At 62.1% G+C, this 22489-nt stretch carries 23 protein-coding genes and 1 pseudogene; 14 read left to right on the forward strand and 10 right to left on the reverse strand.

The window, feature by feature from the left end:
• The first annotated feature begins 82 nt into the window (after positions 1–82).
• From ABD833_RS06985 to ABD833_RS07010, 6 genes are all read left to right on the forward strand, one after another.
• Positions 83–889, forward strand: a complete 807-nt coding sequence (locus ABD833_RS06985) for a WG repeat-containing protein (RefSeq protein WP_345071896.1) — start codon at positions 83–85, stop codon at positions 887–889.
• Positions 890–1176: 287 nt separating this feature from the next.
• Complete coding sequence (locus tag ABD833_RS06990; protein ID WP_345071897.1) at positions 1177–2733, forward strand: hydroxymethylglutaryl-CoA reductase; 1557 nt, start codon at positions 1177–1179, stop codon at positions 2731–2733.
• Between the two features lie 109 nt (positions 2734–2842).
• Positions 2843–3028, forward strand: coding sequence for a hypothetical protein (locus ABD833_RS06995; protein ID WP_345071898.1), 186 nt, complete (start codon positions 2843–2845; stop codon positions 3026–3028).
• A gap of 39 nt (positions 3029–3067) precedes the next feature.
• Positions 3068–3820, forward strand: coding sequence for a hypothetical protein (locus ABD833_RS07000; RefSeq protein ID WP_345071899.1), 753 nt, complete (start codon positions 3068–3070; stop codon positions 3818–3820).
• A gap of 20 nt (positions 3821–3840) precedes the next feature.
• Positions 3841–4053 (forward strand): hypothetical protein, encoded by a 213-nt coding sequence (locus tag ABD833_RS07005; protein WP_345071901.1) that lies wholly within the window; start codon positions 3841–3843, stop codon positions 4051–4053.
• A 3-nt stretch (positions 4054–4056) separates the two neighbouring features.
• Positions 4057–4203: a hypothetical protein gene (locus tag ABD833_RS07010; protein WP_345071903.1), complete on the forward strand. Its 147-nt coding sequence runs from the start codon at positions 4057–4059 to the stop codon at positions 4201–4203.
• A gap of 235 nt (positions 4204–4438) precedes the next feature.
• Here ABD833_RS07010 and ABD833_RS07015 read toward each other — a convergent pair whose 3' ends face one another.
• Positions 4439–4978, reverse strand: coding sequence for a hypothetical protein (locus ABD833_RS07015; protein ID WP_345071904.1), 540 nt, complete (start codon positions 4976–4978; stop codon positions 4439–4441).
• A 112-nt stretch (positions 4979–5090) separates the two neighbouring features.
• Positions 5091–6299 carry a homogentisate 1,2-dioxygenase gene (locus ABD833_RS07020; RefSeq protein ID WP_345071905.1) on the reverse strand — a complete coding sequence of 403 codons (1209 nt, stop codon included), beginning with the start codon at positions 6297–6299 and terminating at the stop codon, positions 5091–5093.
• Positions 6300–6591: 292 nt separating this feature from the next.
• Between ABD833_RS07020 and ABD833_RS07025 the strand changes: the two genes are divergently transcribed.
• Positions 6592–7614, forward strand: coding sequence for a transglutaminase-like domain-containing protein (locus ABD833_RS07025; RefSeq protein ID WP_345071907.1), 1023 nt, complete (start codon positions 6592–6594; stop codon positions 7612–7614).
• A gap of 242 nt (positions 7615–7856) precedes the next feature.
• Here the strand turns inward: ABD833_RS07025 and ABD833_RS07030 are convergent, their stop codons facing one another.
• Complete coding sequence (locus tag ABD833_RS07030; RefSeq protein WP_345071909.1) at positions 7857–9515, reverse strand: S41 family peptidase; 1659 nt, start codon at positions 9513–9515, stop codon at positions 7857–7859.
• A gap of 460 nt (positions 9516–9975) precedes the next feature.
• On the opposite strand from ABD833_RS07030, the gene ruvX reads away from it, so the two are divergent.
• The 3 genes from ruvX (at position 9976) to ABD833_RS07045 (ending at position 12176) form a co-directional block, all read left to right on the forward strand.
• Entirely contained in the window at positions 9976–10386 is a 411-nt protein-coding gene (ruvX, locus tag ABD833_RS07035; RefSeq protein WP_345071911.1) for a Holliday junction resolvase RuvX, read from the forward strand.
• The gene (locus tag ABD833_RS07040; protein WP_345071913.1) at positions 10383–10997 is read left to right on the forward strand and encodes a peptide deformylase; all 615 of its coding nucleotides are present in this window, start codon (positions 10383–10385) and stop codon (positions 10995–10997) included. Before ruvX ends, ABD833_RS07040 begins: the two co-directional genes overlap by 4 nt.
• 201 nt (positions 10998–11198) lie before the next feature.
• Entirely contained in the window at positions 11199–12176 is a 978-nt protein-coding gene (locus ABD833_RS07045) for a zinc dependent phospholipase C family protein (RefSeq protein ID WP_345071915.1), read from the forward strand.
• Positions 12177–12339: 163 nt separating this feature from the next.
• On the opposite strand, the gene ABD833_RS07050 is transcribed toward ABD833_RS07045, so the two are convergent.
• From ABD833_RS07050 to ABD833_RS07065, 5 genes are all read right to left on the reverse strand, one after another.
• The gene (locus ABD833_RS07050; protein WP_345071916.1) at positions 12340–13401 is read right to left on the reverse strand and encodes an IS4 family transposase; all 1062 of its coding nucleotides are present in this window, start codon (positions 13399–13401) and stop codon (positions 12340–12342) included.
• Entirely contained in the window at positions 13326–13796 is a 471-nt protein-coding gene (locus ABD833_RS19330; RefSeq protein ID WP_425553583.1) for an IS4/Tn5 family transposase DNA-binding protein, read from the reverse strand. Before ABD833_RS19330 ends, ABD833_RS07050 begins: the two co-directional genes overlap by 76 nt.
• Positions 13797–13923: 127 nt before the next feature.
• Positions 13924–14217: a DinB family protein gene (locus ABD833_RS07055; RefSeq protein WP_345071918.1), complete on the reverse strand. Its 294-nt coding sequence runs from the start codon at positions 14215–14217 to the stop codon at positions 13924–13926.
• Positions 14218–14256: 39 nt separating this feature from the next.
• Complete coding sequence (locus ABD833_RS07060; RefSeq protein WP_345071919.1) at positions 14257–14484, reverse strand: hypothetical protein; 228 nt, start codon at positions 14482–14484, stop codon at positions 14257–14259.
• A 69-nt stretch (positions 14485–14553) separates the two neighbouring features.
• On the reverse strand, positions 14554–15147 hold the full coding sequence (locus tag ABD833_RS07065; protein WP_345071920.1) for a Crp/Fnr family transcriptional regulator: 594 nt from the start codon (positions 15145–15147) through the stop codon (positions 14554–14556).
• 106 nt (positions 15148–15253) lie between these two features.
• Here ABD833_RS07065 and ABD833_RS19430 point away from each other — a divergent pair.
• From ABD833_RS19430 to floA, 3 genes and pseudogenes are all read left to right on the forward strand, one after another.
• Positions 15254–15499 (forward strand): annotated as a pseudogene (locus ABD833_RS19430) (hypothetical protein); the annotation flags it as partial.
• 27 nt (positions 15500–15526) lie between these two features.
• Positions 15527–15763, forward strand: a complete 237-nt coding sequence (locus tag ABD833_RS19435; protein WP_486326960.1) for an NfeD family protein — start codon at positions 15527–15529, stop codon at positions 15761–15763.
• Positions 15764–15835: 72 nt separating this feature from the next.
• Positions 15836–16840, forward strand: a complete 1005-nt coding sequence (gene floA, locus ABD833_RS07075; RefSeq protein ID WP_345071922.1) for a flotillin-like protein FloA — start codon at positions 15836–15838, stop codon at positions 16838–16840.
• A gap of 304 nt (positions 16841–17144) precedes the next feature.
• Here the strand turns inward: floA and ABD833_RS07080 are convergent, their stop codons facing one another.
• Positions 17145–19190 (reverse strand): OmpA family protein, encoded by a 2046-nt coding sequence (locus ABD833_RS07080; RefSeq protein ID WP_345071924.1) that lies wholly within the window; start codon positions 19188–19190, stop codon positions 17145–17147.
• A 260-nt stretch (positions 19191–19450) separates the two neighbouring features.
• Between ABD833_RS07080 and ABD833_RS07085 the strand changes: the two genes are divergently transcribed.
• Complete coding sequence (locus ABD833_RS07085; RefSeq protein ID WP_345071925.1) at positions 19451–21472, forward strand: hypothetical protein; 2022 nt, start codon at positions 19451–19453, stop codon at positions 21470–21472.
• A gap of 170 nt (positions 21473–21642) precedes the next feature.
• Here ABD833_RS07085 and ABD833_RS07090 read toward each other — a convergent pair whose 3' ends face one another.
• Positions 21643–22473: a hypothetical protein gene (locus ABD833_RS07090; protein ID WP_345071927.1), complete on the reverse strand. Its 831-nt coding sequence runs from the start codon at positions 22471–22473 to the stop codon at positions 21643–21645.
• Between the last annotated feature and the right edge of the window lie 16 nt (positions 22474–22489).

Genomic DNA, 22489 nt, shown 5'->3' on the forward strand with positions numbered 1-22489 from the left:
CTGGTCCCCCCCGGGCAGGAAGAGTCCCCCCAATTCCCATTCCGGGGCCCACTGTTTACCGCGGTTGTGTATCTTAGACCCAATGCCCCGCCTCCTGCCGCTCCGACTTGCTCTTGAACGCCCGGCCCGCCTGCTCCTGGCCGGGCTGCTGCTCACGGCTTTGGGGGCCGCCCAGATCACTACGGCCCGTCTCGTCCCGTTCCGCCGGGGCGACAAATGGGGGTATGCCGACCTGAGCCGCCATCTGGTGCTGCCCTTGCAATATGATGAAGCCGGCCCTTTCGTGGGCGAAGTGGCCTGGATCCGGCAGGGGGCGCTCTACGGCTACATCGACGGGGCGGGCAACCCGGTTACGCCGGTGCAGTTTACCAAAGCCGGCAACTTTCACCGGGGCCGCGCCCCCGTGGAGCTGCGGGGCGAAGCCTACGACCTCGATACCAGCGGCAACCGCCTCCGCACGCCAGCCGAGCCGGAACCGGAAAGTGATTTCCTTACCCACGGCGACGTAACCCGCCAGGGCGGTAAAGTCGGCTTCCGCTTCACGGTAGGCCAGGCCGTGGTACCGCCGATTTATGACGAGGTTCAGGAAAATTACCAGGGGCTGCTCTTCGTTCGGCAAGGGGCGAAATGGGGCGTCCTCAACGGCCAGGGCAAGCCGGTGCTGCCGCTGGAATACGACGCCATCCGGGCTTCCGAGGCCAACGGCTTCGCCCTGCCGGTAGTGGAGCAGCAGGGCCGCTTCGGCTACCTCGCCGACGATGGCCGCCTGCTGGTGCCGCCCAAATACCGGGCGGCGGAACCCTTCGTGGAAGGCGTAGCCCGCGTGACCACCCCCGACGGCCGCACCGGCTACGTGGACGCGCGGGGCCGGGAGTTTTTCGAGCCCTAGGCTACAGCCCTGACTCCGCGGCTTATCCCGCCAGGCTCAGCCGCTCGATTCCCAACGTCCGCCGGCGGGCAGGCGGGAAAACCAGCAGCCGATTATGACGTGGCGCCGATGGGCGGCTTGGCAATGACGAACGGAGATACTTGATTACGGGCAGACCCAATCAGCAAGTAGCACCCCGCAAGGCCCCGTCGTTTATCGGCCCGCGGAGTAGCGACAGGAAGCGCGTCTATTCCCGAAAAATTCGCACTTTACTCCCCGCTACTTCCCTGCCTAACTATTCCCGCTTCATGATCTTCACGCCCAGTCCCATGCTGCTCAAGCTGCTCTATACCCGCGGCAGCCTGCACAACACGCCCGAGGGCGTGGCCTTCAGCATCAAGAACCGCCTCGATACCGTGCGCATCACCCGCATCGACCACGTGCAGCTCAATGGGGTGCGCATTGGCGTAGAGGATATTGCCCTGGACCTGGGCAATGGCGACGTGCGACCGGCCACCGTTTTCAACGCCGACCACACCGGCTTCACGCTGCCGGTGGGGCAGGCGGCCACCTTCCACCTGGCCACCGGGCACCTCAAAGAAGGCCTGCACACCGTGCAGGTGCAGTTTGCCGCCGACCCGTTCGGCGACCTGAGCGTGGAGGTGGAAGACTCTATCGTCAGCATCCCCGAAAACCGCCCCCGCATTCCGCGCCAGGACCAGGACGACTATTCCGACGCCGCCATTCAGGCCCGGCAGCGCTTCGCCGAGGACTTTTCGGGCCAGCAGTTCACCCACCTCAAGCACTACTCCTTCGACGCCCACGACCTGCAGGGCAACTGCGAGCATTTCACGGGCGTGGCCCAGATTCCGGTGGGCCTGGCCGGGCCGCTGAGCGTGAACGGGGAGCACGCCCAGGGCGACTTTCTGATTCCGATGGCGACTACCGAAGGAACCCTGGTAGCCAGCTACAACCGCGGCATTCACCTCCTGAACCTCTGCGGTGGGGCCAAGTGCACCGTCATCGGCGACGCCATGCAGCGGGCCCCGGTGTTCGTGTTCGACGACGCCCGCGGGGCCCGGGACTTTGGCAGGTGGGTGGAGGAGAATATCGGGCTGATCCGGCCCGAGGCCGAAAGCACGTCCCGCATTGCCAAGCTGCAGTACGTCGATACCTACCTGTCCAACAAGTTCGCCTTCCTGCGCTTCAACTACAGCACCGGCGACGCGGCGGGGCAGAACATGGTGGGCCGCGCCACCTTCGCCGCCTGCTCCTGGATTCTGGAACAGTATAAGGGTGCCCCCATCCGTCACTTCTACCTCGAATCGAACTTCGCCACCGACAAAAAGGCCTCCCAGATCAACGTGATGCGCACCCGGGGCAAGCGCGTGGTGGCCGAGTGCGTAATCAAGCGCGACATTCTGCAGCAGCGCATGCGCGTGACGCCCGAGCAGCTGGCCTACCACGGGCAGGTCAGCAACGTGGGGGCCTTTTTGTCGGGAGCCAACAACAACGGCGCCCACTCGGCCAACGGCATCACGGCCCTGTTCATTGCCACCGGCCAGGACGTAGCCAACGTGTCGGAGTCCAGCGCCGGCGTGCTGTATTCGGAAGTGACGACCGAAGGCGACCTGTACATCAGCATCACCATTCCCTCGCTCATCGTGGCCACCCACGGCGGCGGTACGGGGCTGGCCACCCAGAACGAGTGCCTGCGGATGCTGGGCTGCGTGGGCCGGGGCACGGTGAATAAGTTTGCCGAAATTGTAGCCGGCGTGGTCCTGGCCGGCGAGCTGAGCCTGGGCGCCGCCATCAGCAGCTCCGACTGGGTGAGCAGCCACGAGCAGTACGGCCGCAACCGCTAAGCCCCGCCTCATTTTTCAGGTTCTATTTTCCTATTTCATTCCGTCGTGTCAGTTTATTCTGCCGGCAGGCTGTTAGGCCTGGCCCTGCCCTTTTCCTTGCTGTCATACGATGGCTCAGGTGCAGGCTACCGCGCAGGACAAGCAGCAATACAACGCCTGCACGCCCAACGCCTACAGCATTCGGGAAGTAGACGTAGCCACCCGCTCGGCCCTGGCTCCCGCCGACTACCAGCGGCTGGTAAGCGAAGTCATGCTGGTAGAGCACTTTAACCCGCTGAAGCAGGCCGTGAAATAACCATTCAGCCGCCCCGGCGGACTTAACCCTTCCCCAGCCATGCACGGCCGTTACTCCGTATTTCCCGTGGCGGGCGTCCTGCTGGGGCTTGCCGGCCGTACGGGCCGGGCCCAGGCGCGGATGCTTACCCCGCAGGAAGTACGCGCCTTATCGGCCGGCTACTACTCGCCCTCCGAGTACGACCGGGTGGTGGCGAAAGCCGCTCTCACTCCCGAGCAAGCCTACTTCACGCCCGACTGGCAACCGGGCACGCTCCGGACGGCCGGCGGGGAGACAGTGGGCGTGGCGGCCGTCCGCTACAACGTTGCCCGGCGCCTCGTGGAAGTGCGCGACTCCGGCGGGCCGGCCGGGCTGCGCATCGTGCCGGTGGGCGGGCTCCGGGGTTTCACGCCGGGCGCAGCCGGTAAGCCCGGCAGCCACACCTTCGAAACCCGCCCGGTAAGCCGCGCAGCCAACGGCCGGAATTTCTTCGAAGTCCTGACCCCGGGGCCGCTCCAGATCCTGCTGCTGCTGCACACGCTCGAGGAAAAGTCCGCCAACTGGATTGCCGCTTACAACCTGGAAACCCGGCCCGCTTCCGTTAACCGGCTAACCCGGCTGTTCGTGGCCAAACCCGGCCAGCATGGAGTGGAGGAGCTGCCCTTGAAGCGTAAAGCGGGGGCAAAGCTCTTCGGCCGGCAGGCCCCGCGGGTGGCGGCCTACGCCACCGAAAAGAAACTCCGCTACGAGCAGGTGCCGGATCTGGTCTGGCTGGTAGCGTACTACAACGACCTGCTCAAAGCCGCGCAATGATGAAAAAGCTATTCCCGGTTATGTTGCTGACGCTGCTACCGATGCTGCGCCTGCGGGCGCAGTCGGCGCACCCCAACGTGCTGGTGAGCACCATCAGCAGCCCGGAAGAGACGTCCATTGCCATCAACCCCAGGAACACCCGGGAGCTGGTGGCCGGGGCCAACAGCAGCAACCAGTACTACAGTACCAACGGCGGGCAGAGCTGGACCTGGCGGCCCCTGACTTCGCCCTAGGGCGTGTGGGGCGACCCCTGCGTGGTAGCCGACACGGCCGGCGCGTTCTACTTTTTCCACCTTTCCAACCCCGGCAGCTCGGGCAGCAGCTTCCCCTTCATCGACCGGATGCAGGTGCAGCGGGCCGCGACGGCCGCCACGCCCAGGTAGGCGATTACAGTCTGCACCGCAAGGTGATGGTAGTGCATTAGCCTATAGACCTGTTCCCAAATACTCAAACATCCAAAAAAACAGAACGTCATGCTTCATCTGGCGTCCGCGAAGTCGAAGCATGACGCCTCCTTTTTAGTATTTGGGAACAACTCTTATCCGTAGCTACCCGCGCAGAAATTCGTGCAACGACGGGCGGGCGCAAGCCCCGCCCCTCCGAGTATAACCGCTCGGCCTACAGTGGGTCGGCGGTTACTTTGAAGCGGGTTTCTTCCTGCACCGTGATTTCCCGGGTCGTGGCCTGGCGCACGGTGACCTCGGTATAGAGCGTGTAGTTCGGCGCCTTGATGTACTTGTCCAGCTTAGCGTTGGTCGAAACCAGCTCGATGCTCTTCGCGCCGCGGGGCACGTTGTTCAGCTGGGCCATCACCACCTTGTCGTTCTGGTCGGTGCCGATGGAAATTTTGATGCTTTGCAGAAAGTCAAACGTCTCCGTGGTGGGGTCGGTGACGGTGAGGGTGAGCTTGGTGAGCACCACATCCTTCACCAGATCGGCGCGGGTGTTGTTCTTGCTGAAGGTTTCCGAGGCTTTGTTGGTCACCGGGATGGGCAGGTTCAGCGTTACGGGCAGGCCCCCGACGAGAGGCGTAACCGGAATCTTGAAGCTCTGGGTATCCGTAATTTCGAAGGTCAGCAGCTCGTTGATTTTTTTGCAGCTGAAAGTACCCAGCACCAGCAGCAACAGGAGCGGGGCAAGCAGGAAGGACTTTTTCATGGAGTAAGGAAAGGAAGCTGAAAGCAAAGGGGGAGAACTGTGGTCCAGAGCGGGGTGGAGTGGCAACGGGCAGGTAGCTGCTTTCGGGCCTTGGTCGCAGTCCTGGCAAACGTCAATCCATCATATCGGCGGCGCGGGGCGGCTCGTGCTGGAAGTCGGGGCTCCAGCTCAGCGGATACTTCTCGTCGAGGTAAGGCAGCGCCGCTTCGGTGAGGTAGAGCGGCCGGAACGTATCGACCATTACGGCCAGCTCGTGGGTTTCCTTCTTGCCCAGGCTGGCCTCCACCGTGCCCGGGTGCGGCCCGTGGGGAATACCACTCGGATGGACCGTAAACGAGGCCAGGTCCACGCCGCGCCGCGACATGAAGTTGCCCGCCACGTAGTACAGCACCTCGTCCGAATCGACGTTGGAGTGGTTGTAGGGCGCCGGAACACTCAGCGGATGGTAGTCGAACAGGCGGGGTACAAACGAGCAGATGACGAAGTTATGGGCTTCGAAGTGCTGGTGCACGGGCGGCGGCTGGTGCAGCCGGCCGGTAATCGGCTCGAAGTCGTGGATGCTGGTGGCGTAGGGGTAGAAGTAGCCGTCCCAGCCTACCACGTCGAAGGGCGAGTGGGCGTAAATGAGCTGGTGCAGGTAGCCTTCCTTCTTGATCCTGACCAGGTACTCGCCCGACTCCTGCACGTCGCCGGTAATCAGCTCGGCCGGCGGCCGGATGTCCCGCTCGCAGTAGGGTGAGTGCTCCAGCAGCTGGCCGAAGTGGTTGCGGTAGCGCCGGCAGGTTTCCACCGGGCTGAACGACTCAATGATCAGCAGCCGGACCGGACCTTCATCGAAGTGCAGCTGGTGGATAATGGTGCGCGGAATCACCACGTAGTCGCCGGGTTCGAAGCGCACGATGCCCAGCTGGCTCCACAGCTCGCCACTGCCCTCGTGCACGAAAATCACTTCGTCGGCCAGGGCGTTTTTGTAGTAGTACGCCATCCGCCGCTCCGTGGGGTTGCAGATACTCAGCGTCACGTCGGCATTGCCGATCATCGTTTGCCGGGCCGCCAGGTAGTCGCCGCCGGTAGTGGTCTGGGCCAGGGTGCGCAGGTGGCTGGGGGCCAGGGGCCGGTCTTTGAGCAGCTTCGGACCGTAGGGCTCCGGCTCGCCCACCCGCTTGATCTGGGTGGGGGGGTGAACGTGGTAGAGCAGCGACGATACGCCGTGGAAGCCCAGGGTGCCCACGAGCTGCTCGGCGTAGAGCGTGCCGTCGGGCTGGCGGAACTGGGTGTGGCGCTTGCGCGGAATCTGACCCAGGCGGTGGTAGTAAGCCATACGGAAAGTAGCGTTGCGGGTGGGAAAACGGGGGGAGTCCGTAGCGTGAAGGTACGCAGCCCGGTTTAGAAACGGCGGAGGCAACAGCACGATTCAGGCCGCCCGGCAGGGCCTGCTCCCCCAGGTTTTCAACCCTGAGTAAACCAATCCGTCCGCATTTGGCTTCTAACGGGCGCGGCGTTAAAGTCCGCTCTTCCCATCTCCCCCAAAAGCCAGCGGAGCGGGAATAGGCCATAACTTGCGCCCCACCTGGTTAGCGGCCTGCTCCGGCCCTCTCACTTTCCCGATTCCCGTGCTTTTCCCTACTCTTACCTGGCCCCTGCTGCTGGCCTTCGCCGTCGACAGCCTCGCCCCCGCCGGGAAAACCCCGGCCGCTGCCCCGCTGCGGAGCCGCACGTTTTCGTTCGACTACACCGCTAAAGTGCACGACCTGCCCGCCGGCGCCCGGCAGCTCGACCTCTGGCTGCCCGTACCTCGCCCCGACAAGTCGCAGGACATTACCGATCTGAAGATCACTTCGCCCTATGCCTATGAAATCCTGACCGGGCAGTACGGTAATAAGGTGCTGCACCTGAAGGTGACCGACCCACCGCCGGCCGGCTTTGCCGTTACGATGCAGGTCCAGGCCCGCCGCCGGGAGCATATTAACCCTATGCTCCCGGCTCAGCCCGCGAAAACGGCGGCCAAGGAAGTGGCGGACCCCAATATGAGCCGCTGGCTCCAACCCGACAACCTCGTGCCCCTCGACCCCAGAATCAGGCTTTGGGCCCTGGAAGTGGTGACGAAAGCCAACGCCCAGACCGACCTGGAAAAAGCCCGGGCCATCTACAACCACGTCGTGGCAACGGTGCAATACGACAAGACCGGCCAGGGCTGGGGCCGCGGCGACATCTACTACGCCTGCGATGCCCGCCGGGGCAACTGCACCGATTTTCACGCCGTGTTCATTGGCTACTGCCGCGCCCTGGGCATTCCGGCCCGGTTCAGCATCGGCTTTCCGCTGCCGCCCGAGCGGGGCACGGGCGAGGTGAAAGGCTACCATTGCTGGGCTGAGTTCTACACCCCGGCCACCGGCTGGGTTCCCGTCGATGCCTCCGAAGCCGCCAAGGACCCCGCCCGGCGCACCTACTTCTTCGGGGCCCACGACGAAAACCGCCTCGAATTCTCCCGGGGCCGCGACCTGACCTTAGCGCCCCAGCAGCAGGGCTCCCCGCTCAACTACTTCATTTACCCCTACGCCGAAGTCGACGGCCAGCCCTTCACCGCCGTCGACAAGCAGTTCCTCTACCACGACCTGACGAGCGATAAGCAGTAACGCTCCATCAACTGCCGGCTTTGCATAGCCCCAGTGGGGCGGCACGGCAGTAGAGAAAGGCCTGCCAGGCCGTTCAAAAGCCCCAGCGGGGCGACCCCAATCGTCGCATCGAAGATGTCGCCCCACTGGGGCTTTGTTATATTATCCTGCTCCGTTGCTACCGACATATCGCCCTGCTGGGGCTAAAAAGAGCAGGCCGGAACGTACGTTTCGGCCTGCTCTTTTAGTCTGGTTTTGCTCCGCTATTGCTTCATCGTGATACCCTGCATCAGGGAAGCATTGCCGTCCGTTACGGCGTGGAAAGCCTGCTGCAATTCGTTGTCCTGCTCGCGCAGCACCTGGAAGTAGGCCGTTTTGCCGTAGGCGCTGCGGGCAATGTAGGCTTTGAGCTGGTTGCGCACCAGCGCCGTGCAGCGGCGCATGCCGGCTACGTCGTTCGGGATGCCGTCGCGGCTGGCCTTGGCCGTCAGGGCCTGAAGCTGGGCGTCGGAGATGCGGAAGGTGGTGTTGAACTGCTCGAAGCGCATAGCCTCCAGCTCCTCGCGGTGGTCCTGGAAGAAGTTCAGGGCAAACTCCCGGATCAGATTATGGCTCTGCAGACGGGTGTAGTACGCTGAGTAAGCAGACGTGTCGCGGGGCACGAACAGGTCGGGCATGATGCCCCCGCCGCCGTACACGGTGCGGCCCCGGGCGGTGCGGTAGCGCAGCGAATCGGCGAAATGGATGCTGTCGGCGTGGAAAAATTCCCCGTGCTGCTGCCGGCGCGTCAGCTCCTGTTCATAGGCTTCCACCCCGCTGCGGTACGACTTCTGAATCGAGCGGCCCGAAGGCGTGTAGTAGCGGGCAATAGTCAGGCGCAGCTCCGAGCCGTCGTTCAGGGCAATGGGCTGCTGCACCAGGCCTTTGCCGAAAGTGCGGCGGCCGACTACCAGGGCCCGGTCGTGGTCCTGCAGGGCCCCGGCCACGACTTCCGAAGCCGAGGCGCTGCCTTCGTCTACCAGCACCACCAGCGGGCCGTCTTCAAACTCGCCCAGGGTGCGGGAGTAAATCTGGGTGTCGTACTGGTCACCTTTACCTTCGGTATACACCAGCTTTTTGGTGCCGCTGACAAACTCATCGGCCAGCTTGGTGGCCCGGTCGAGGTAGCCGCCGGGGTTGCCGCGCAGGTCGAGCACGAGGCGGGTCATGCCCTGCCGCTTCAGGTCGCCGAGGGCCTGCTTGAACTCGTCGTAGGTGCCGCTGGCAAAACGACTCACTTTGATGTAGCCCGTCTCGTTGTCCATCAGGTAAGCCACATCCACCGAGCTGTTCGGAATCCGGTTGCGGTTCACGGCCACGTTGATGGGCTTGGACTGGTGCCGGCGCTGAACCAGCAGCTGGACGCTGCTGCCGCGCGGGCCGCGCAGCTTGCCGAACATCAGCTCGGTGGTGATGTGGACGCCCGAAACCCGCTCGCCATTCACGGCCAGGATCCGGTCGCCGGGCTGCAGGCCGGCCTGTTCGGCCGGGCCGCCGCTCAGGGGCGAAACCACCGTGACGGTATCGTGAAACAGGTTGAACTCGACGCCAACGCCGTCAAAGTCGCTTTGCAGAAAGGCCGACGCCTGCTGCTGCTGCTTGGCCGGAATGAACACTGAGTGCGGGTCGAGCCGCTCCAGCATGCGGGCAATGGCATAATCGGAAAGAGCCTCCGCATCCACCGAATCGACATAGTCCCGGTCGACGTAGCTCAGAATCTCCTTAAACTTGAGGTAGCCGCGGGCCGTACCGTCCGGATTCTGCTCCGATGCCCGGAATGGGTTTGCTCCCAGCAGGATCCCACAGGCCAGTACGAGCGCCAGCAACAGGGGCTGGCGAATCTGCGCCCGCGTATTGCGCGGGGGGGCAGAAAGCTCAGCCACGGAATGAGGCTTCGGAGCAGCGTTTAGCTCGTCGGTCATAAGCAGTTGAGAGAGTGCAAGTTCAGTCGATAATGAAAAACTTGCAGCGGAGGTAAGCCTTCAAAATTATTGAAACTTTTCCAAGAAAACCAAGCTATCCATCACTGTATATTAATTTTCCAATAACAGTGCAATTTATTATTTATTAAAAGCAATTACACCCCTGAACAACCGGTAAATGCCGGTTAACCGGTTAGCGGAAAGCCGCCGCAGGCCGCAGATAATTTTATGATTTTACAAAGAAGAGTGTGATTCGATCAAGCTCCTGTTACCGTCGCCCGGCTAACAACCTCAGCGGTCCGGGGTCTGACTTGCCTGCCAATAAGATAAGTCGCCTTTGCCCCGACTGTCGTATCTTTGCGGCGCCCGGCTGTACCTTTAAAGGTGACAGCATAGTTGTCTCTTTTTCTTTTTCTCTGCGATGGGCCGAATTCTTGCCATCGATTACGGCAACAAGCGCGTCGGACTGGCCGTGACGGATCCGCTTCAGATCATTGCCACTCCGCTGGAAACAATTCATAGCCAGGATCTGCTGGCCTACGTCAAAACCTACCACCAGCGCGAGCCGCTGGCCGCGCTGGTAGTCGGAATGCCCCGCACGCTGCTCAACGAAGATACCACCGTAACCAGCGCCGTGGTCGGATTGCTGCGTACCCTGCGCCGGGAATTGCCGGACCTGCCGATCCATGAAATAGACGAGCGCTTCACTTCGCGCATGGCCCAGGCGGCGATGCTGGCCGGGGGGCTGTCCAAAAAAGACCGCCGCGACAAAGCGACCGTCGACCGGGTGAGCGCCACCTTAATTTTGCAATCCTTCCTCGAATCCCGATGATTTACCCTATTGTAGCCTTTGGCGACCCGGTGCTGAAAACCCGTGCCAAAGACCTCGCGGCCACGCTGCCGGCCGAAGAGCTGAAGCAGCTGGTGGCGGATATGTACGACACGATGTACCACGCCCACGGCGTCGGGCTGGCCGCGCCCCAGGTGGGCAAAAGCGTCCGCCTGTTCGTAATCGACTCGTCCCCGATGCTCGACGACGAGGATGAAGAAGACGAAGCAGCGGAAGATTCGGTTGAAGTCGACCCCATGGAAGCACCCGTGAAGCGCGCCTTCATCAACCCGGTGATGGTGAGTGAAACCGGCGAGGAATGGGGGTTTGAAGAAGGCTGCCTGAGCATTCCGGGCGTACGCGAAATGGTGTTCCGGCACGAGACCATCGTGATTCGCTACGAGGATGAAAACCGCGTGACCCACGAAGAAACCTTCTCCGGCATGACGGCCCGCGTGATTCAGCACGAATACGACCACCTGGAAGGCATCCTGTTCACCGATCTGATTTCGAGCTTCAAAAAGCAGCTTATCAAAGGCAAGCTCACCCGCATCAGCAAGGGCGACGTGAGTGCCGACTACCGCATGCGTTTCGCCGGGCAGGGCCGCCGGTAATCGGTAATAGCCTTTTTACGTTTCTGACCGTCATTCCGAGCTTGCCGAGGAATCTCGCGGGCTGATGTTGGACTACTAATCTGACGTCAGCCCGCGAGATTCCTCGGCAGGCTCGGAATGGCGTTTTACTGGGCACCTGGTTACCGGGTAATTATTTCTACATTCGAAGCAGTCTTCCGTTGACTTATAAAATGATTTTGTGTGAAGAAAACACTACTCATTGGCCTCCTGGGAGTAGGCTTGCTGCTGCCCCACCAGCCGCAGGCCTGGGGGTTCTTTGGGCACCGGCTGATCAACCGGCTGGCGGTATTCACGCTGCCGCCCGAAATGATCGGGTTCTACAAAACCAATATCGACTACCTGACCGAAAACGCCACCCGGCCCGATTCGCGCCGCGCCGTGGTCCCCGACGAGGCCCCGCGGCACTTTCTGGATGTGGATGCCTACGGCGACAGCGCCCTGGCTAAGCTGCCCCACAACTGGGCCGATGCCGTGGCCCGCTACGGCGAAGACTCGCTGAAGCGCCACGGCATCGTGCCCTGGCACGTGACCCGGATGAAGTATCAGCTCACCGAGGCCTTCCGCACCCGCGACGCCGACAATATCCTGCGCCTCTCCGCCGACCTGGGCCATTACGTTGCCGATGCCTGCGTGCCGCTGCACACCACCCGCAACTACAACGGCCAGCTCAGCGGGCAGCGCGGCATTCACGGCTTCTGGGAAAGCCGGATACCGGAAGTGCTCAGCGCCAGCTACGACTTCTTCGTGGGCCCCGCCCCTTACCTGGAAAACCCCACCGCAACCATCTGGACCGTGGTGGGCCGCTCCCACGCCGCCGTCGACTCGGTGCTGCGGCTGGAGAAGGAGCTGACGGCGAAGTTTGCCGACGACCGCAAATACGGCTTCGAGGAGCGGGGCAACCAGACCGTGCGCGTGTACTCCCGCGACTTCACCAACGAGTATCACCAGCGCCTGAACGGACAGGTAGAGCGGCAGCTGCGCCTGGCCGTGCGGCTCACCGGGGCCTACTGGTACACCTGCTGGGTCGATGCCGGTCAGCCCGACCTCGACCAGCTGCCGAAAACCGCCTCCGAAAGTGAGAAGAAGCGCCTGGCCCGCGAAGCCACCGAGCTGCGCAACGCGCCGGCCCCGGCGGCCGTGCCGGGCCACGAGGACTGATGCTGCCCTGAACAGCTTCATGGTCATGGCGAGGAACGAAGCAATCCGTCCTGGACAATGAGCGAAACAGTGTTTCAGCAGCAAGCCCCGACGTACGACTACGCCTTGTCCTTACCCAAATCGCGCAAAGCGCCGGCCGAAGGGTCGGCGCTTTTTTTGGTTACTAATCATCAAGTAGTTGGGCAGCCATCTGGACACCTTCCACGAGCAGGCGCAGGCTGCGGCGACCGGGCCAGAGGGTTTGCCAGCCGGGTGGGCCGTCGCTTTTGCGCCCCAGGTGCCCGCCCAGGGCGGCCAGGGCCAAATACACGGTCCAGACCGTGTCCAAGGAGCGCCGACTTTGGTGGCGCAGCACCCGTAACTCCTTGGCCGTGAGTCCGTAGGCCTCGGCGGTCGCATCTGGCTCCAGCCGGCTTTTCTCGCGCAGGTCCACCAGGGCCAGGGCCACGAGGCTAAGCAGGGCCACGGCCGCGAAGAGGCGGGTGGCGGTTTGCAACTGGAGCTTTTCGGCCCTGAGCCCCGTTTTCAGGACTTTGTGAAAGTCTTCAATCAGCCAGCGGCTGGTGTATTGGCGGGCGCAGGTCAGGGCCTGGGCGAAATCGGTGATGGGCTGGTCGCAGAGCAAGAGCCATTCCAGGCCGGGGGCCGCGTCAGGGGCCGTTTCTTCCCAGACCCGCACCACACTGCCGGGCACCGGTTCCCCCTTGCCCGTGGCCCCACCAGGCCGCTGCGGGGCTCGTAAGGCCAGTGGCGGACTGAAACTGACCTGCAAGACCAGCTCGCGGGCCGGCTGCTGTGGCCGCCCGCGCAGGGCCAGGGCAAACGTGCCCACGCTGGGCTGGGCCCGCGCCAGCTCGAACAGGCGGCCAGCCGGCGTTTTGGCCGGCCCCGCCACCAGGGCCCGGTCCTGGGCGGCCCGCACCACGAAGCCCAGGCCCTGGGCGTGGCACTGCGGCAAGTGCTCGTAGATGTCGGCCCCCCGGTCAGCCACCACCACCCAGCGCGTGCCCGTCGGCGCGCTGCCCACGTGGCGCAGGCTGTGGCTCCAGAGCGCCGACTCGCGTGCGCGGCCCTGGCGCAGGCGCGAGCCGCCGTGGGGATAGTCTTTTTCGGCTTCCGGCACCGGCTGGCGGACGTGAAATTGCTGATTCAGCAGGCCCAGCAGCGGCAAGGCGGGCCGTTTGGCGGCCGGGTCGGGGTCCTGCGCGGGCCAGCCGGCGGCCACCAGCGAGTGCAGCCCCCCCCCTGGCTCGTGGCCTTGCCCGGCCCCACTGGCCCGAGGCCGGGCCGACGCCCGGCCGCCTCGGGCCAACTCAGTTCGCTCGTGTCCTCGACCAGGAGGTAAGTGCCGGGGGCGGGCAGCTGCTGTGCAACCAACTGCCGGGGAGGGTTTTGCAACGCATCCGGCGTGGTCTGCGCTTGCCCCGGCAAGTGGTAGGCCGCCTTACTGGCGTAGGCCTGCCCCTGGCTCAGGCACGGAATACTCGCCCCGGGCTCCCGGGCCCAACCCGCCGCCAGTTGCACCACCCACCGACTGCGGCGCACGTCGCCCAGCGCCACTCCAGCAAAATGCGTGTGCGCCCACTGCTGCGGGTCGCCAAAGTGTGTCGAAATACGCATGCCCGCAAGCTACCAACGGCGCCTAAGAAGAGCGCCGGCCTCCCGGCCGGCGCTCTTCTTAAGATTTGGGTAAGGACAAGTCAGAGCTCTGACGGGGCTTTTCTGCGTCCACGGACTAGATGTAGCCTCACGCTCTGAGCTCCAGTCGCAGTTGCTGCCGTACCCGGGCGGCCTGCTGCAGGTGCCGTTCCTGGTGGGCTATTGCAAACTCCAGCGCGTCGGCGATAGTGAGCTTAAGCAGGCGAAAAAACTCGACCGGAATAGCTTTACGGTTCAGGTCGGCTTCTTTTGCCGGCGTGAGCAAAGCGAGAAGCTGGCTCTGATGCTGTAAGAATTCTTCCACGACTGCTTCACCTAGCTGACTCTGGTTGGGATTCATGCGGGCCAGGGTCTGCTGCTTTTTGCGGTTTTCGGGCCGCACCGTAGCAATAGACTTTTTACCCAGCCAGCTGTGGCTGACCTACCGGGAAGGCACTGCGGCCGGCCGGGCCAGGGCCTGAGCCAGCCGCTCGTTGTAATACCGGCTGTAGCGGTTCAGGTGCTCCAGGCATTCCAGAATGCTCCAGCTTTCGGGACCGGGCTTGAAATTCAGCAGCGTAGCTTCTAAAGGCGCGAAATCGGCACTGACGGTGGTGTGCTGCTGCTGCACCCGGCTGTGCAGGGTTTCCAGGAAAGTGGTAGCGTTCATAGGGGCAGGGCTTTGAGATAGCCAAAGCTCCTCACTTAAGCCCTGGCAAACCTTGATTGAGCGCAAGATTTAGCGCAGCCGACTCAGTGTTTCGGGCGTCATACGCAGGTAGGAGGCAATGTACTTTTTGGGAATGAGCTGGAACAAGTGGGGGCTGCGTGCCAGCAGCCGCGCCAACCTGCGCTCCGGCTCGGGCAGCAGCAAATCGATTTCCCGCTCGATGCGGCCCACCACGGCCCGCTCCAGCTCCAGCCGCCAGAACCGGGCGAAATTGGGGTACGCCTCCACCATAGCCGAGAAGTCGGTGCGGCTGATACCGATCAGCTCACTTCGGCGCAGCGCCTGAATGCAGTATTCCGACGGCTGACCCGCTACAAAGGAGGGAAACGAGCACACCAGCGTGTTGGCGTAGGCAAAGCCCACGCAGATTTCCTCGGACCGGCTCGGGTAGTAGATCCGGAGCGTGCCTTCGCCCACGAAGTACAGGTGGTGCTCAGCCTGCCCGGCCTGAAGAAGAAAGTCGCCGCGCTTCAGGCTGGTGCGCTTGCGCCACAGCGGCAGGAAAGCGGCAATATCGGCCGCCGTCAGAAAAGGCACCTGCCGTAGCAGTGCCGCCAGCAGGGCATGAGCAGAAATGTCGGGGGCTGAAGGCGCAGAAGTCATGGGAAGCCGCGGTATTACCCTGGGGCAACGGGCGCACAGGTCCCGGCCGAGGTCTGGCGAAACTACGCTTTAGGCGGCAAATGGCCGCTTTGGCGCGGCGGCTTTCTGCGTATCTTTAGCCCATTCTCACCCTTTTCGCCTTCTGCTCATGGACTGGATTAGTATTGCGCTGCTGCTGCTCTTCGGCCTGCTGTTCCTGATTGCCGAAGTCCTGTTTATTCCCGGCACCACCGTAGTTGGGTTGGCCGGCTTTGCCCTGCTGGCCGCCGGCATCTGGTTTGGCTACCGCGACCTGGGCAGTACGGCCGGCCACGTTACGCTGGTTACGTCGCTGGTGCTGGCGGGCGTGATTCTCTACCTCGGTCTGCGGCCCAAAAATATGGCGAAGCTGGCCCTGACGGATGTCAACGACGGCCATGTGCGCGACGCCCGCCTGCCCGACGTGCAGCCCGGCGCCACCGGCCGCGCCCTGTCGGCCCTGCGCCCCTCGGGTACCGTGCTGTTTGACGAGCACCGCCGCGAAGTGGTAACCCGGGGCGAGTTCGTACCGACCGGAGCCGAGGTGCGGGTGCTACGCATCGAGCAGAACCGTATCGTGGTAGAGGCCGTGAGCTAAAAGCTGAATTGTCCGGCCGCTGTTATTTCCGCTATTTAAGCGCCACCTTGCCTTGCCAATTCTCTTACTCCTATGAATGACTTTCCCGTTGTCCCGGTTGCCATTGCCGGCGTGGCCCTGCTGGTTTTCCTGTATTTCTTCCCCATCAGCCTCTGGATTACGGCTATCTTCTCGGGAGTGCGGGTCAGTTTGTTCCAGCTGGTGCTGATGCGCGTGCGCAAGGTGTCGCCCACGCTCATCGTCAACTCGCTCATCACGGCCACCAAAGCCGGGTTGCAGGTGACCAGCAATGAGCTGGAAACCCATTTTCTGGCCGGCGGCAACGTGCCCAGCGTCATCAAAGCCCTGATTTCGGCCGACAAAGCCAACATTCCGCTCACCTTCAAGCAGGCTACCGCCATCGACCTGGCCGGCCGCAACGTGTTTGAGGCCGTCACCACGTCGGTAAACCCCAAGGTGATTAACACGCCCAACGTGGCCGCCGTGTCGCAGGATGGGATTCAGCTCATCGTTATTGCCCGCGTTACGGTGCGGGCCAACATCACCCAGCTCGTGGGCGGGGCCGGCGAGGAAACCATTCTGGCCCGGGTGGGCGAAGGCATCGTGACCAGCATTGGCTCATCGGTGTCGCACAAAGAGGTGCTGGAGCATCCCGACCGGATTTCCAAGCTCGTGCTCAGCAAAGGCCTGGATGCCGGCACGGCCTTTGAAATCCTGAGCATCGACATTGCCGACATTGAAATCGGCACCAACATCGGGGCCAAGCTCCAGATCGACCAGGCCAACGCCGACCTGAAAGTAGCCGAAGCCAAGGCCGAGGAGCGCCGGGCCATGGCCGTGGCCGTGGAGCAGGAAAACCGCGCCAAAACCCAGGAAGCCAAGTCCCGGGTAGTAGAGGCCGAAGCCGAGATTCCGAAAGCCATTGCCGATGCCTTCCGCTCCGGCAACCTGGGCGTGATGGACTACTACAAAATGCGCAACGTGCAGGCCGACACCGATATGCGCGACTCCATTGCCAATCCCGGGGGCCAGGGCGGCAGCGCCAAACCGGGCCGCGAGGAAGGGCGGCTGTCGTAATGTGCTAATGTGGGAATGTGCTGATGTGCTGATGTGCTAATGTGAGAATGTGTTGATGTGCTAATGTGTTGATGTGCTAATGTGAGAAGGTGCTGCTGGTCGTATAAGGCTTTTGAAGCGGCAACAAAGAAGGCCGGCTCTGCATAAGAGCCGGCCTTCTTTGTTGCCACGGGGGTGGTAAGTTAGCGTTACCTAGTTAGCACATTAACCACATTCTCACATCAGCACATTAACCACATTCTCACACCAGCACATTAACCACATTCTCACATCAGCACATTAACCACATTCTCACATCAGCACATTACTTCTTCGTAACCCGGAATTCCACCCGGCGGTTGAGCTTGCGGGTTTCCTCCTTTTCGTTGCTGCCAATGGGTTTGGAGCCGCCGTAGCCTTCGGTAGTAATGCGGCTGCCACCAATGCCTTTCGACACCAGATACTTCTTCACCTCGTTCACGCGGTCCAGGCTTAGCTTCACGTTCAGCAGGGCGTCGCCCTGGTTGTCGGTGTGGCCCTCCAGCTTGATTTCCACCGTTGGATAGTCCTTCAGAATACGCACCAGCCGCAATAGTTCGGGGTAGGAATTCTCGCGCAGAAAGTACTTGCTCTGGGCAAAGAAGATGTTGTTGAGCTTAATGGTCGAGCCCACGGCGAAAGGCACCAGGAACAAATCCTGGGTCATTTCGCTGTACTTCTGCTTGTCGGTGGCATCGAGGTTGTCACTCTCGGCCAGGTAATCTTCGGCTTCAGCGCGGTAGCCGTAGTGGGCGCCCGAGGGCAGCACAATGGTGTAGGATCCATCGACGGGGCTGGTTTCAGCTACGCCTATTTCTTCCCCGGTCAGCAGGTTTTCATAGCGGATGGTAGCCACGACCGGCTTCTGCGTGGAGGCGTCCAGCACCCGGCCCCGAATCAGGGTTACTACCTCGGGCTTAAATTGGGGGGTGAGGTTGATGCGGAAAATATCCCGGGAGTTGTCGATTCCCTTGCGTGCCGACACCAGGTAAGCATCCTCGCCGGAAGCGGCCAGCGTGAAGTAGCCATCGAAGTCGGTTGAGTTGATGCTGGAGCCCAGGTTGCGCGGGGCCGTCCAGTTGGTCCAGGTATCATCGAGGCGCTTGGAATAAAAGATGTCCGCGTTGCCGTAGCCGCCGTGGCCTTCAGAAGCGAAATACAGGGTTTTACCATCGGCAGCCAGAAACGGCGCAAACTCCGGCTTCTTGGAATTGACGGCGGCGCCCAGGTTTTTGGGGCGCGACCAGCCCCGGTCGGGCTTCAGAAAACTAACGTAGAGGTCCTGCTCCCCCTGCCCGTCTTTGCGGGCTACCGCCATGAGCAGTACTTTCCCGGAAGTAGCCAGGAAGTAATCCACGTTTTCCGGATCGTCGTTGTAGAAATCTTCGATTTCCATTTTCACCGGCATTCCCCAGCCCGTTTTGGTGCGCCGCGCCATACTCACTCCTTTCGGATCGAGCGAGCCATCGGGGCGGTACACGTTGATCAGCACTACGCTGTTGCCATCCGACGATACGGAAGCCAGCCCGTTGGGCCCCGGCGTGTTGATGGGCCCACCAATATTCTTGGCGGCATTCCAGCTTTTCTTGGCCGCGTTGCCCAGCGTACTGTACCACACGTCCTGCCCGTCTTTGGCGCCCCCCACGTTTTGCGGGCTCTCCTGGCGGGCAAAAAACAGCGTCTTCCCATCCGGAGTAATTACCGGGTGCGTGTCGACGTACTTGGAATTGACGTTTGGCCCCAGGTTCACCATGGAAGAATCGAAGCTGACTCCCCCTTCGGGAGCCGCATTGGCAAACTCTTTCTTCACCATTACCTCGGCGACGTCAGCAATACCGATGGCATCAATCTGGTTGACGCCGTTTACCGCCTTGGTATTCATAGAAACAATCACTCCTATGGTGCGGTAATTACTGGCCGCAAAGGTAGCCTGCAACGAGCGGAACGGTTCCGGAATCGAACCCGGATTGGGGTTGTCGTATACCTGATGTTTAGTGCCGCGGGTATCGATGAGCTCGATTTTGATGACGGAGCCCGGGTTGAAGTTCTCCACTACCGTCACCTGTCTCGCCACCAGGGATTTGCCGAAGCGCACCTCGATAAATTCGTTGGTTCCCTCCTTCTTTGGAATCCAGGCGTCGTTACTGATCTGGCCCAACGGTTGAGCATCGGGCTGGCCCAGGACTTTTTCGGGCGAAAAAGGCTCTTTCCCCTCGGTTTTCTGAGAAGATACGGCTACCACTTTCGCAGCCCAGATGGCGTGTTGCGCCTGCACCATTCCCCTGCTACCTAATACCAATCCCAACGACAGAAAAATTTTCCGAACAATCATAAGCGACAAGTAGCAAAACAAAGGTCTGCGGACACCCTAAACGGGGTTGTGCAACAGCTCCAGCCACTCAAGACGTCTTGAGTCGCCGGGAAGTTTCAACGCATCGGGCAAGCCCCGGCAAAAGTAAGCTCCTGAGACGGGGTTCGCCATTATTTTTTGTACGGGCTCCCCCCCTCCGTACGGTTGCGGTCGGCGGTCGGATTGGCTACCTTACGCACCAGTGGCAGCACCGTGCAGATGCTTCCCGTTAGCTGCTTGTTATGCGTCGCCGCGGTGCCTGCTTCTCGTTTGCCTTTTTTGCTGTATTACTGCTGGCTGCCGGATGGCCCCGGCCCGGACGAGCCCAGTCAGCCGGAGACGTACTACTGCTTACCCCACCGCCCGACTCCCTGCTGCTGCTAACCTTTCGGGCGCGCCGCGTGGGCATCAGTACCTACGCCCAGCAAACCGATCTACAGGGCAGCACCCGGCTCACCACCCGCCAGAATCTGCGTTACCGGCTGCTCAGCGAATGGCTCTACGACGAGCGGGGCCGGCCCTCTTTCGTCCGGGAAGACTACCTGACCCACCTGGTGCATACCGCAGCTCTGGGCCAGGGCTGGCAGGCCGGCCAGGTGGTGCACTATGAGCAAAGCCGGGCTAATGCCACCCGCTCCGGGGCCTGGCTGGCCCGAATGGGGTATCAGCACCGGCTACGCGCCCTGAGTGGCGTCGACACGTTGTCGGTGGCGCGCTACCTGATCTTTGGAGGCTTGGGCTACGATGCCCGCAACGGGCGGCAGGACCGGGGCCCCTCGTATGGCCTGGAGGTCACTACGCTGGTGTATCCGGATCGGACTTCCACCCAGCCGGTGGCGGTGCGGCTATCCGGGACGCGTGCCAATCTGGGCCCGCGAATCTGGCAGCGGACCGTGGCGGAAGGGTTTTATGAGCGCACTTTCGACGCTTACTCCACCGGGTCGCTACGGCTGGGCTACCGCTCCAACCGGGCCGAAGACTATGTTCCGGGCAATGTGCAACGCATTCAGAGCGACACCATCGCCACCCAGCTCAGCTGGGTATACCGGCTGGCGGACCGGGTTTCGCTGCGCTCCGACAATGCTCTGGCTTTACCCAGCCGGGCGTTTCTCTATCGTCAGCTTGCGGTTGAATCGGATACGATCCAGAATCTGCGCTACCGTCAGCAGGAATTGGATACGCGGCAGGAACTACGCATGAGCAGCCGCAAGCTGCAGTTTATGCTCACGTTTACCTACCGGGAGCGGAACCGCGGCTACGCCCTCGACAACAACCGCAACCTGACGCTCAGCCGGCTGGAAACCGCTACTGCCCGCGAACGGGTTAAGGACATCACCGAGAAAACCACGCTCTGGCAGTCGGAGCTGACGTGGCTGCCCCAACCGCGCCACGCTTTCACCCTGCTGGGCACGGCCCACCTGCTGCGGGTAGACACGCCGAGCGAAGAGAATGAGCAGGACCGCGACGAAGCGCAGCACTTGCTGCGCCTGACCTGGACCGGGCGCTGGGCCGGCTCCTTCCGCACCACGCTGGCCGTGGGCGGTGAGTACCGACAGTTCGTATTTGTGAAAGCCGCCCAGAGTGCCGAAAACTACGCTGACCGTTTGCTACACTGGGAACCGGGCTTCACCTGGGTGCCGGGACGCTTCAGTCTGAAGTCAACCTACCACCTGTGGGTAAGCTACCAGGTGCGCGACCGGGCCGGCGAGCAGCTGAAAAACCGCGCCAACCGCGTGCTGGAGCAGCAGCAGAACCTTAGCTACCAGCTCAGCTCCCGCCGCCTGATTAACCTGGACTACGTGCGGCGGGAAAACCGGGTGGGGCTACTCAACTGGCCACAGTTCCGGGAAAGCCCGCTGGACACGACCATCACCCACGATTTAGCCGGGGGAATCCGGCAGGGCTGGAGCGGGCCGCGGGCCCAGAGCAGCCTGCGCCTGGGCTATCGTTTCCTGGAGCAGCGGACCCACGGTCGGGCTACGCGGCTGGCCGCCGATGGCGGCATGGCTACGCTCATCTACCTCCGTAACGTAACCCGTCAGCAGGGCCCCGACCTGGCGTACGAACGGCGCACTGCGACCGGCTTTTCCCTTACGGCTACGCTGTGGCTGCAGCAGCTGCGCACGTTCTACCGCTACCATACGGGCCAGGGAGTGTACGCCGCCAGCAGCTACACGGCCGAAGAGCTGGCTCGCGAAACGAGCAATCTATATCCCTATTTTGAGCTGGCCGTGAACTGGCGGCTGGGCGGCTGGCGGCGCTAGTGGGCATCTTTATCACGCCGGCGGTCTTGCGCTACGGGAAAGGCACCCACTACGGAGCCGAAAACGACATTCCCCGGGCTTGAGTAGTCCCTGAAAATGCCAGAGCCTCCCTTCCGGCCGGAAAGGAGGCTCTTTTACAGTTACGTTCCGGCCGGTCGGGCCGCGGGGGATTAAGGCTGCAGGGTGAACGTGCGCGTTACGGAGTTGAATGGTCCGGGAATCATGGTGCCGTTGGCATCTACCAATTCCAGCTTCACGGTATTCTGCCCGGCAGGCAGACCTTCCATCATGTAAGGAGCCCACTGGTCAATCATGAATTCGGTACCGTTGATGGTGGCCCGCACCTTGTTACCATCGGGCGACAAAGTCGTGTTCACCAGAAAGAAGTCCAGCATCACCTTTTTGGCATCAGCCCCGGAATAGGTATCCTTTGGGCGGCTGTAGAACATGTGCGGAGCCGTCAGATCAGCATTCAGGGGCTTGGCTGCAGCCGCGTTGCCTACCGTTACTACCCGCAGGTCGTATGCGCCCCGATGCTTGAGGCTTTCGTGGTAGGAGCGCGACAGGAACGAGAGCACCACGTGCTGCCCGTCGGCAATGGGCTTGGTAAATTCGGTGGTGTAATGGGCCGTATAGGGCTCGTTATCCACAATATTGTGGATGTGCTGGCCTTTCTCAGCGGTAGCCATTTCCCCGGCATGCACGCCGCCGGTCATTTTGGAAAGCTGGAAATTGGAAACATCGTAGTCAAAAGCCACGCTGCCACTGGCGGTAGCGGAACCCGCGGCCGGCGATTTCAGCTGCATCAGGGCTTCCGGCATTTTAGGCGAATCGGTGAAGGGCGTCAGGCGCAGGCCGTTTTTCTCCATCGCGGCAGCGGTACTACCCGAAATAGTGCTGACCGTGGCATTCGTGCCAGAATCCTGTTGCTGTTTAGCCGTATCGCAGGCGGCCAGACCGAGCAGCATCGCGCTGCTCACCAATAAAGCAGATGCTTTCATGTGGGGAATAAATGGA

It is taken from the genome of Hymenobacter fastidiosus (genome assembly GCF_039539565.1).
GTDB classification, from domain to species: domain Bacteria; phylum Bacteroidota; class Bacteroidia; order Cytophagales; family Hymenobacteraceae; genus Hymenobacter; species Hymenobacter fastidiosus.

Excerpts from the sequence above, each read along its gene's own strand:
- ABD833_RS07005 (WP_345071901.1), top strand. The coding sequence starts at position 3,841 with ATGTTGCTGACGCTGCTACCGATGCTGCGCCTGCGGGCGCAGTCGGCG.
- ABD833_RS07020 (WP_345071905.1), bottom strand. The coding sequence starts at position 6,299 with ATGGCTTACTACCACCGCCTGGGTCAGATTCCGCGCAAGCGCCACACC.
- ABD833_RS06990 (WP_345071897.1), top strand. The coding sequence starts at position 1,177 with ATGATCTTCACGCCCAGTCCCATGCTGCTCAAGCTGCTCTATACCCGC.
- ABD833_RS06995 (WP_345071898.1), top strand. The coding sequence starts at position 2,843 with ATGGCTCAGGTGCAGGCTACCGCGCAGGACAAGCAGCAATACAACGCC.
- ABD833_RS07080 (WP_345071924.1), bottom strand. The coding sequence starts at position 19,190 with ATGATTGTTCGGAAAATTTTTCTGTCGTTGGGATTGGTATTAGGTAGC.
- ABD833_RS07085 (WP_345071925.1), top strand. The coding sequence starts at position 19,451 with ATGCGTCGCCGCGGTGCCTGCTTCTCGTTTGCCTTTTTTGCTGTATTA.
- ABD833_RS06985 (WP_345071896.1), top strand. The coding sequence starts at position 83 with ATGCCCCGCCTCCTGCCGCTCCGACTTGCTCTTGAACGCCCGGCCCGC.
- ruvX (WP_345071911.1), top strand. The coding sequence starts at position 9,976 with ATGGGCCGAATTCTTGCCATCGATTACGGCAACAAGCGCGTCGGACTG.
- ABD833_RS07040 (WP_345071913.1), top strand. The coding sequence starts at position 10,383 with ATGATTTACCCTATTGTAGCCTTTGGCGACCCGGTGCTGAAAACCCGT.
- ABD833_RS07090 (WP_345071927.1), bottom strand. The coding sequence starts at position 22,473 with ATGAAAGCATCTGCTTTATTGGTGAGCAGCGCGATGCTGCTCGGTCTG.
- ABD833_RS19435 (WP_486326960.1), top strand. The coding sequence starts at position 15,527 with ATGGCGAAGCTGGCCCTGACGGATGTCAACGACGGCCATGTGCGCGAC.
- ABD833_RS07000 (WP_345071899.1), top strand. The coding sequence starts at position 3,068 with ATGCACGGCCGTTACTCCGTATTTCCCGTGGCGGGCGTCCTGCTGGGG.
- ABD833_RS07065 (WP_345071920.1), bottom strand. The coding sequence starts at position 15,147 with ATGACTTCTGCGCCTTCAGCCCCCGACATTTCTGCTCATGCCCTGCTG.
- ABD833_RS07015 (WP_345071904.1), bottom strand. The coding sequence starts at position 4,978 with ATGAAAAAGTCCTTCCTGCTTGCCCCGCTCCTGTTGCTGCTGGTGCTG.
- ABD833_RS19330 (WP_425553583.1), bottom strand. The coding sequence starts at position 13,796 with ATGCGTATTTCGACACACTTTGGCGACCCGCAGCAGTGGGCGCACACG.
- ABD833_RS07060 (WP_345071919.1), bottom strand. The coding sequence starts at position 14,484 with ATGAACGCTACCACTTTCCTGGAAACCCTGCACAGCCGGGTGCAGCAG.
- floA (WP_345071922.1), top strand. The coding sequence starts at position 15,836 with ATGAATGACTTTCCCGTTGTCCCGGTTGCCATTGCCGGCGTGGCCCTG.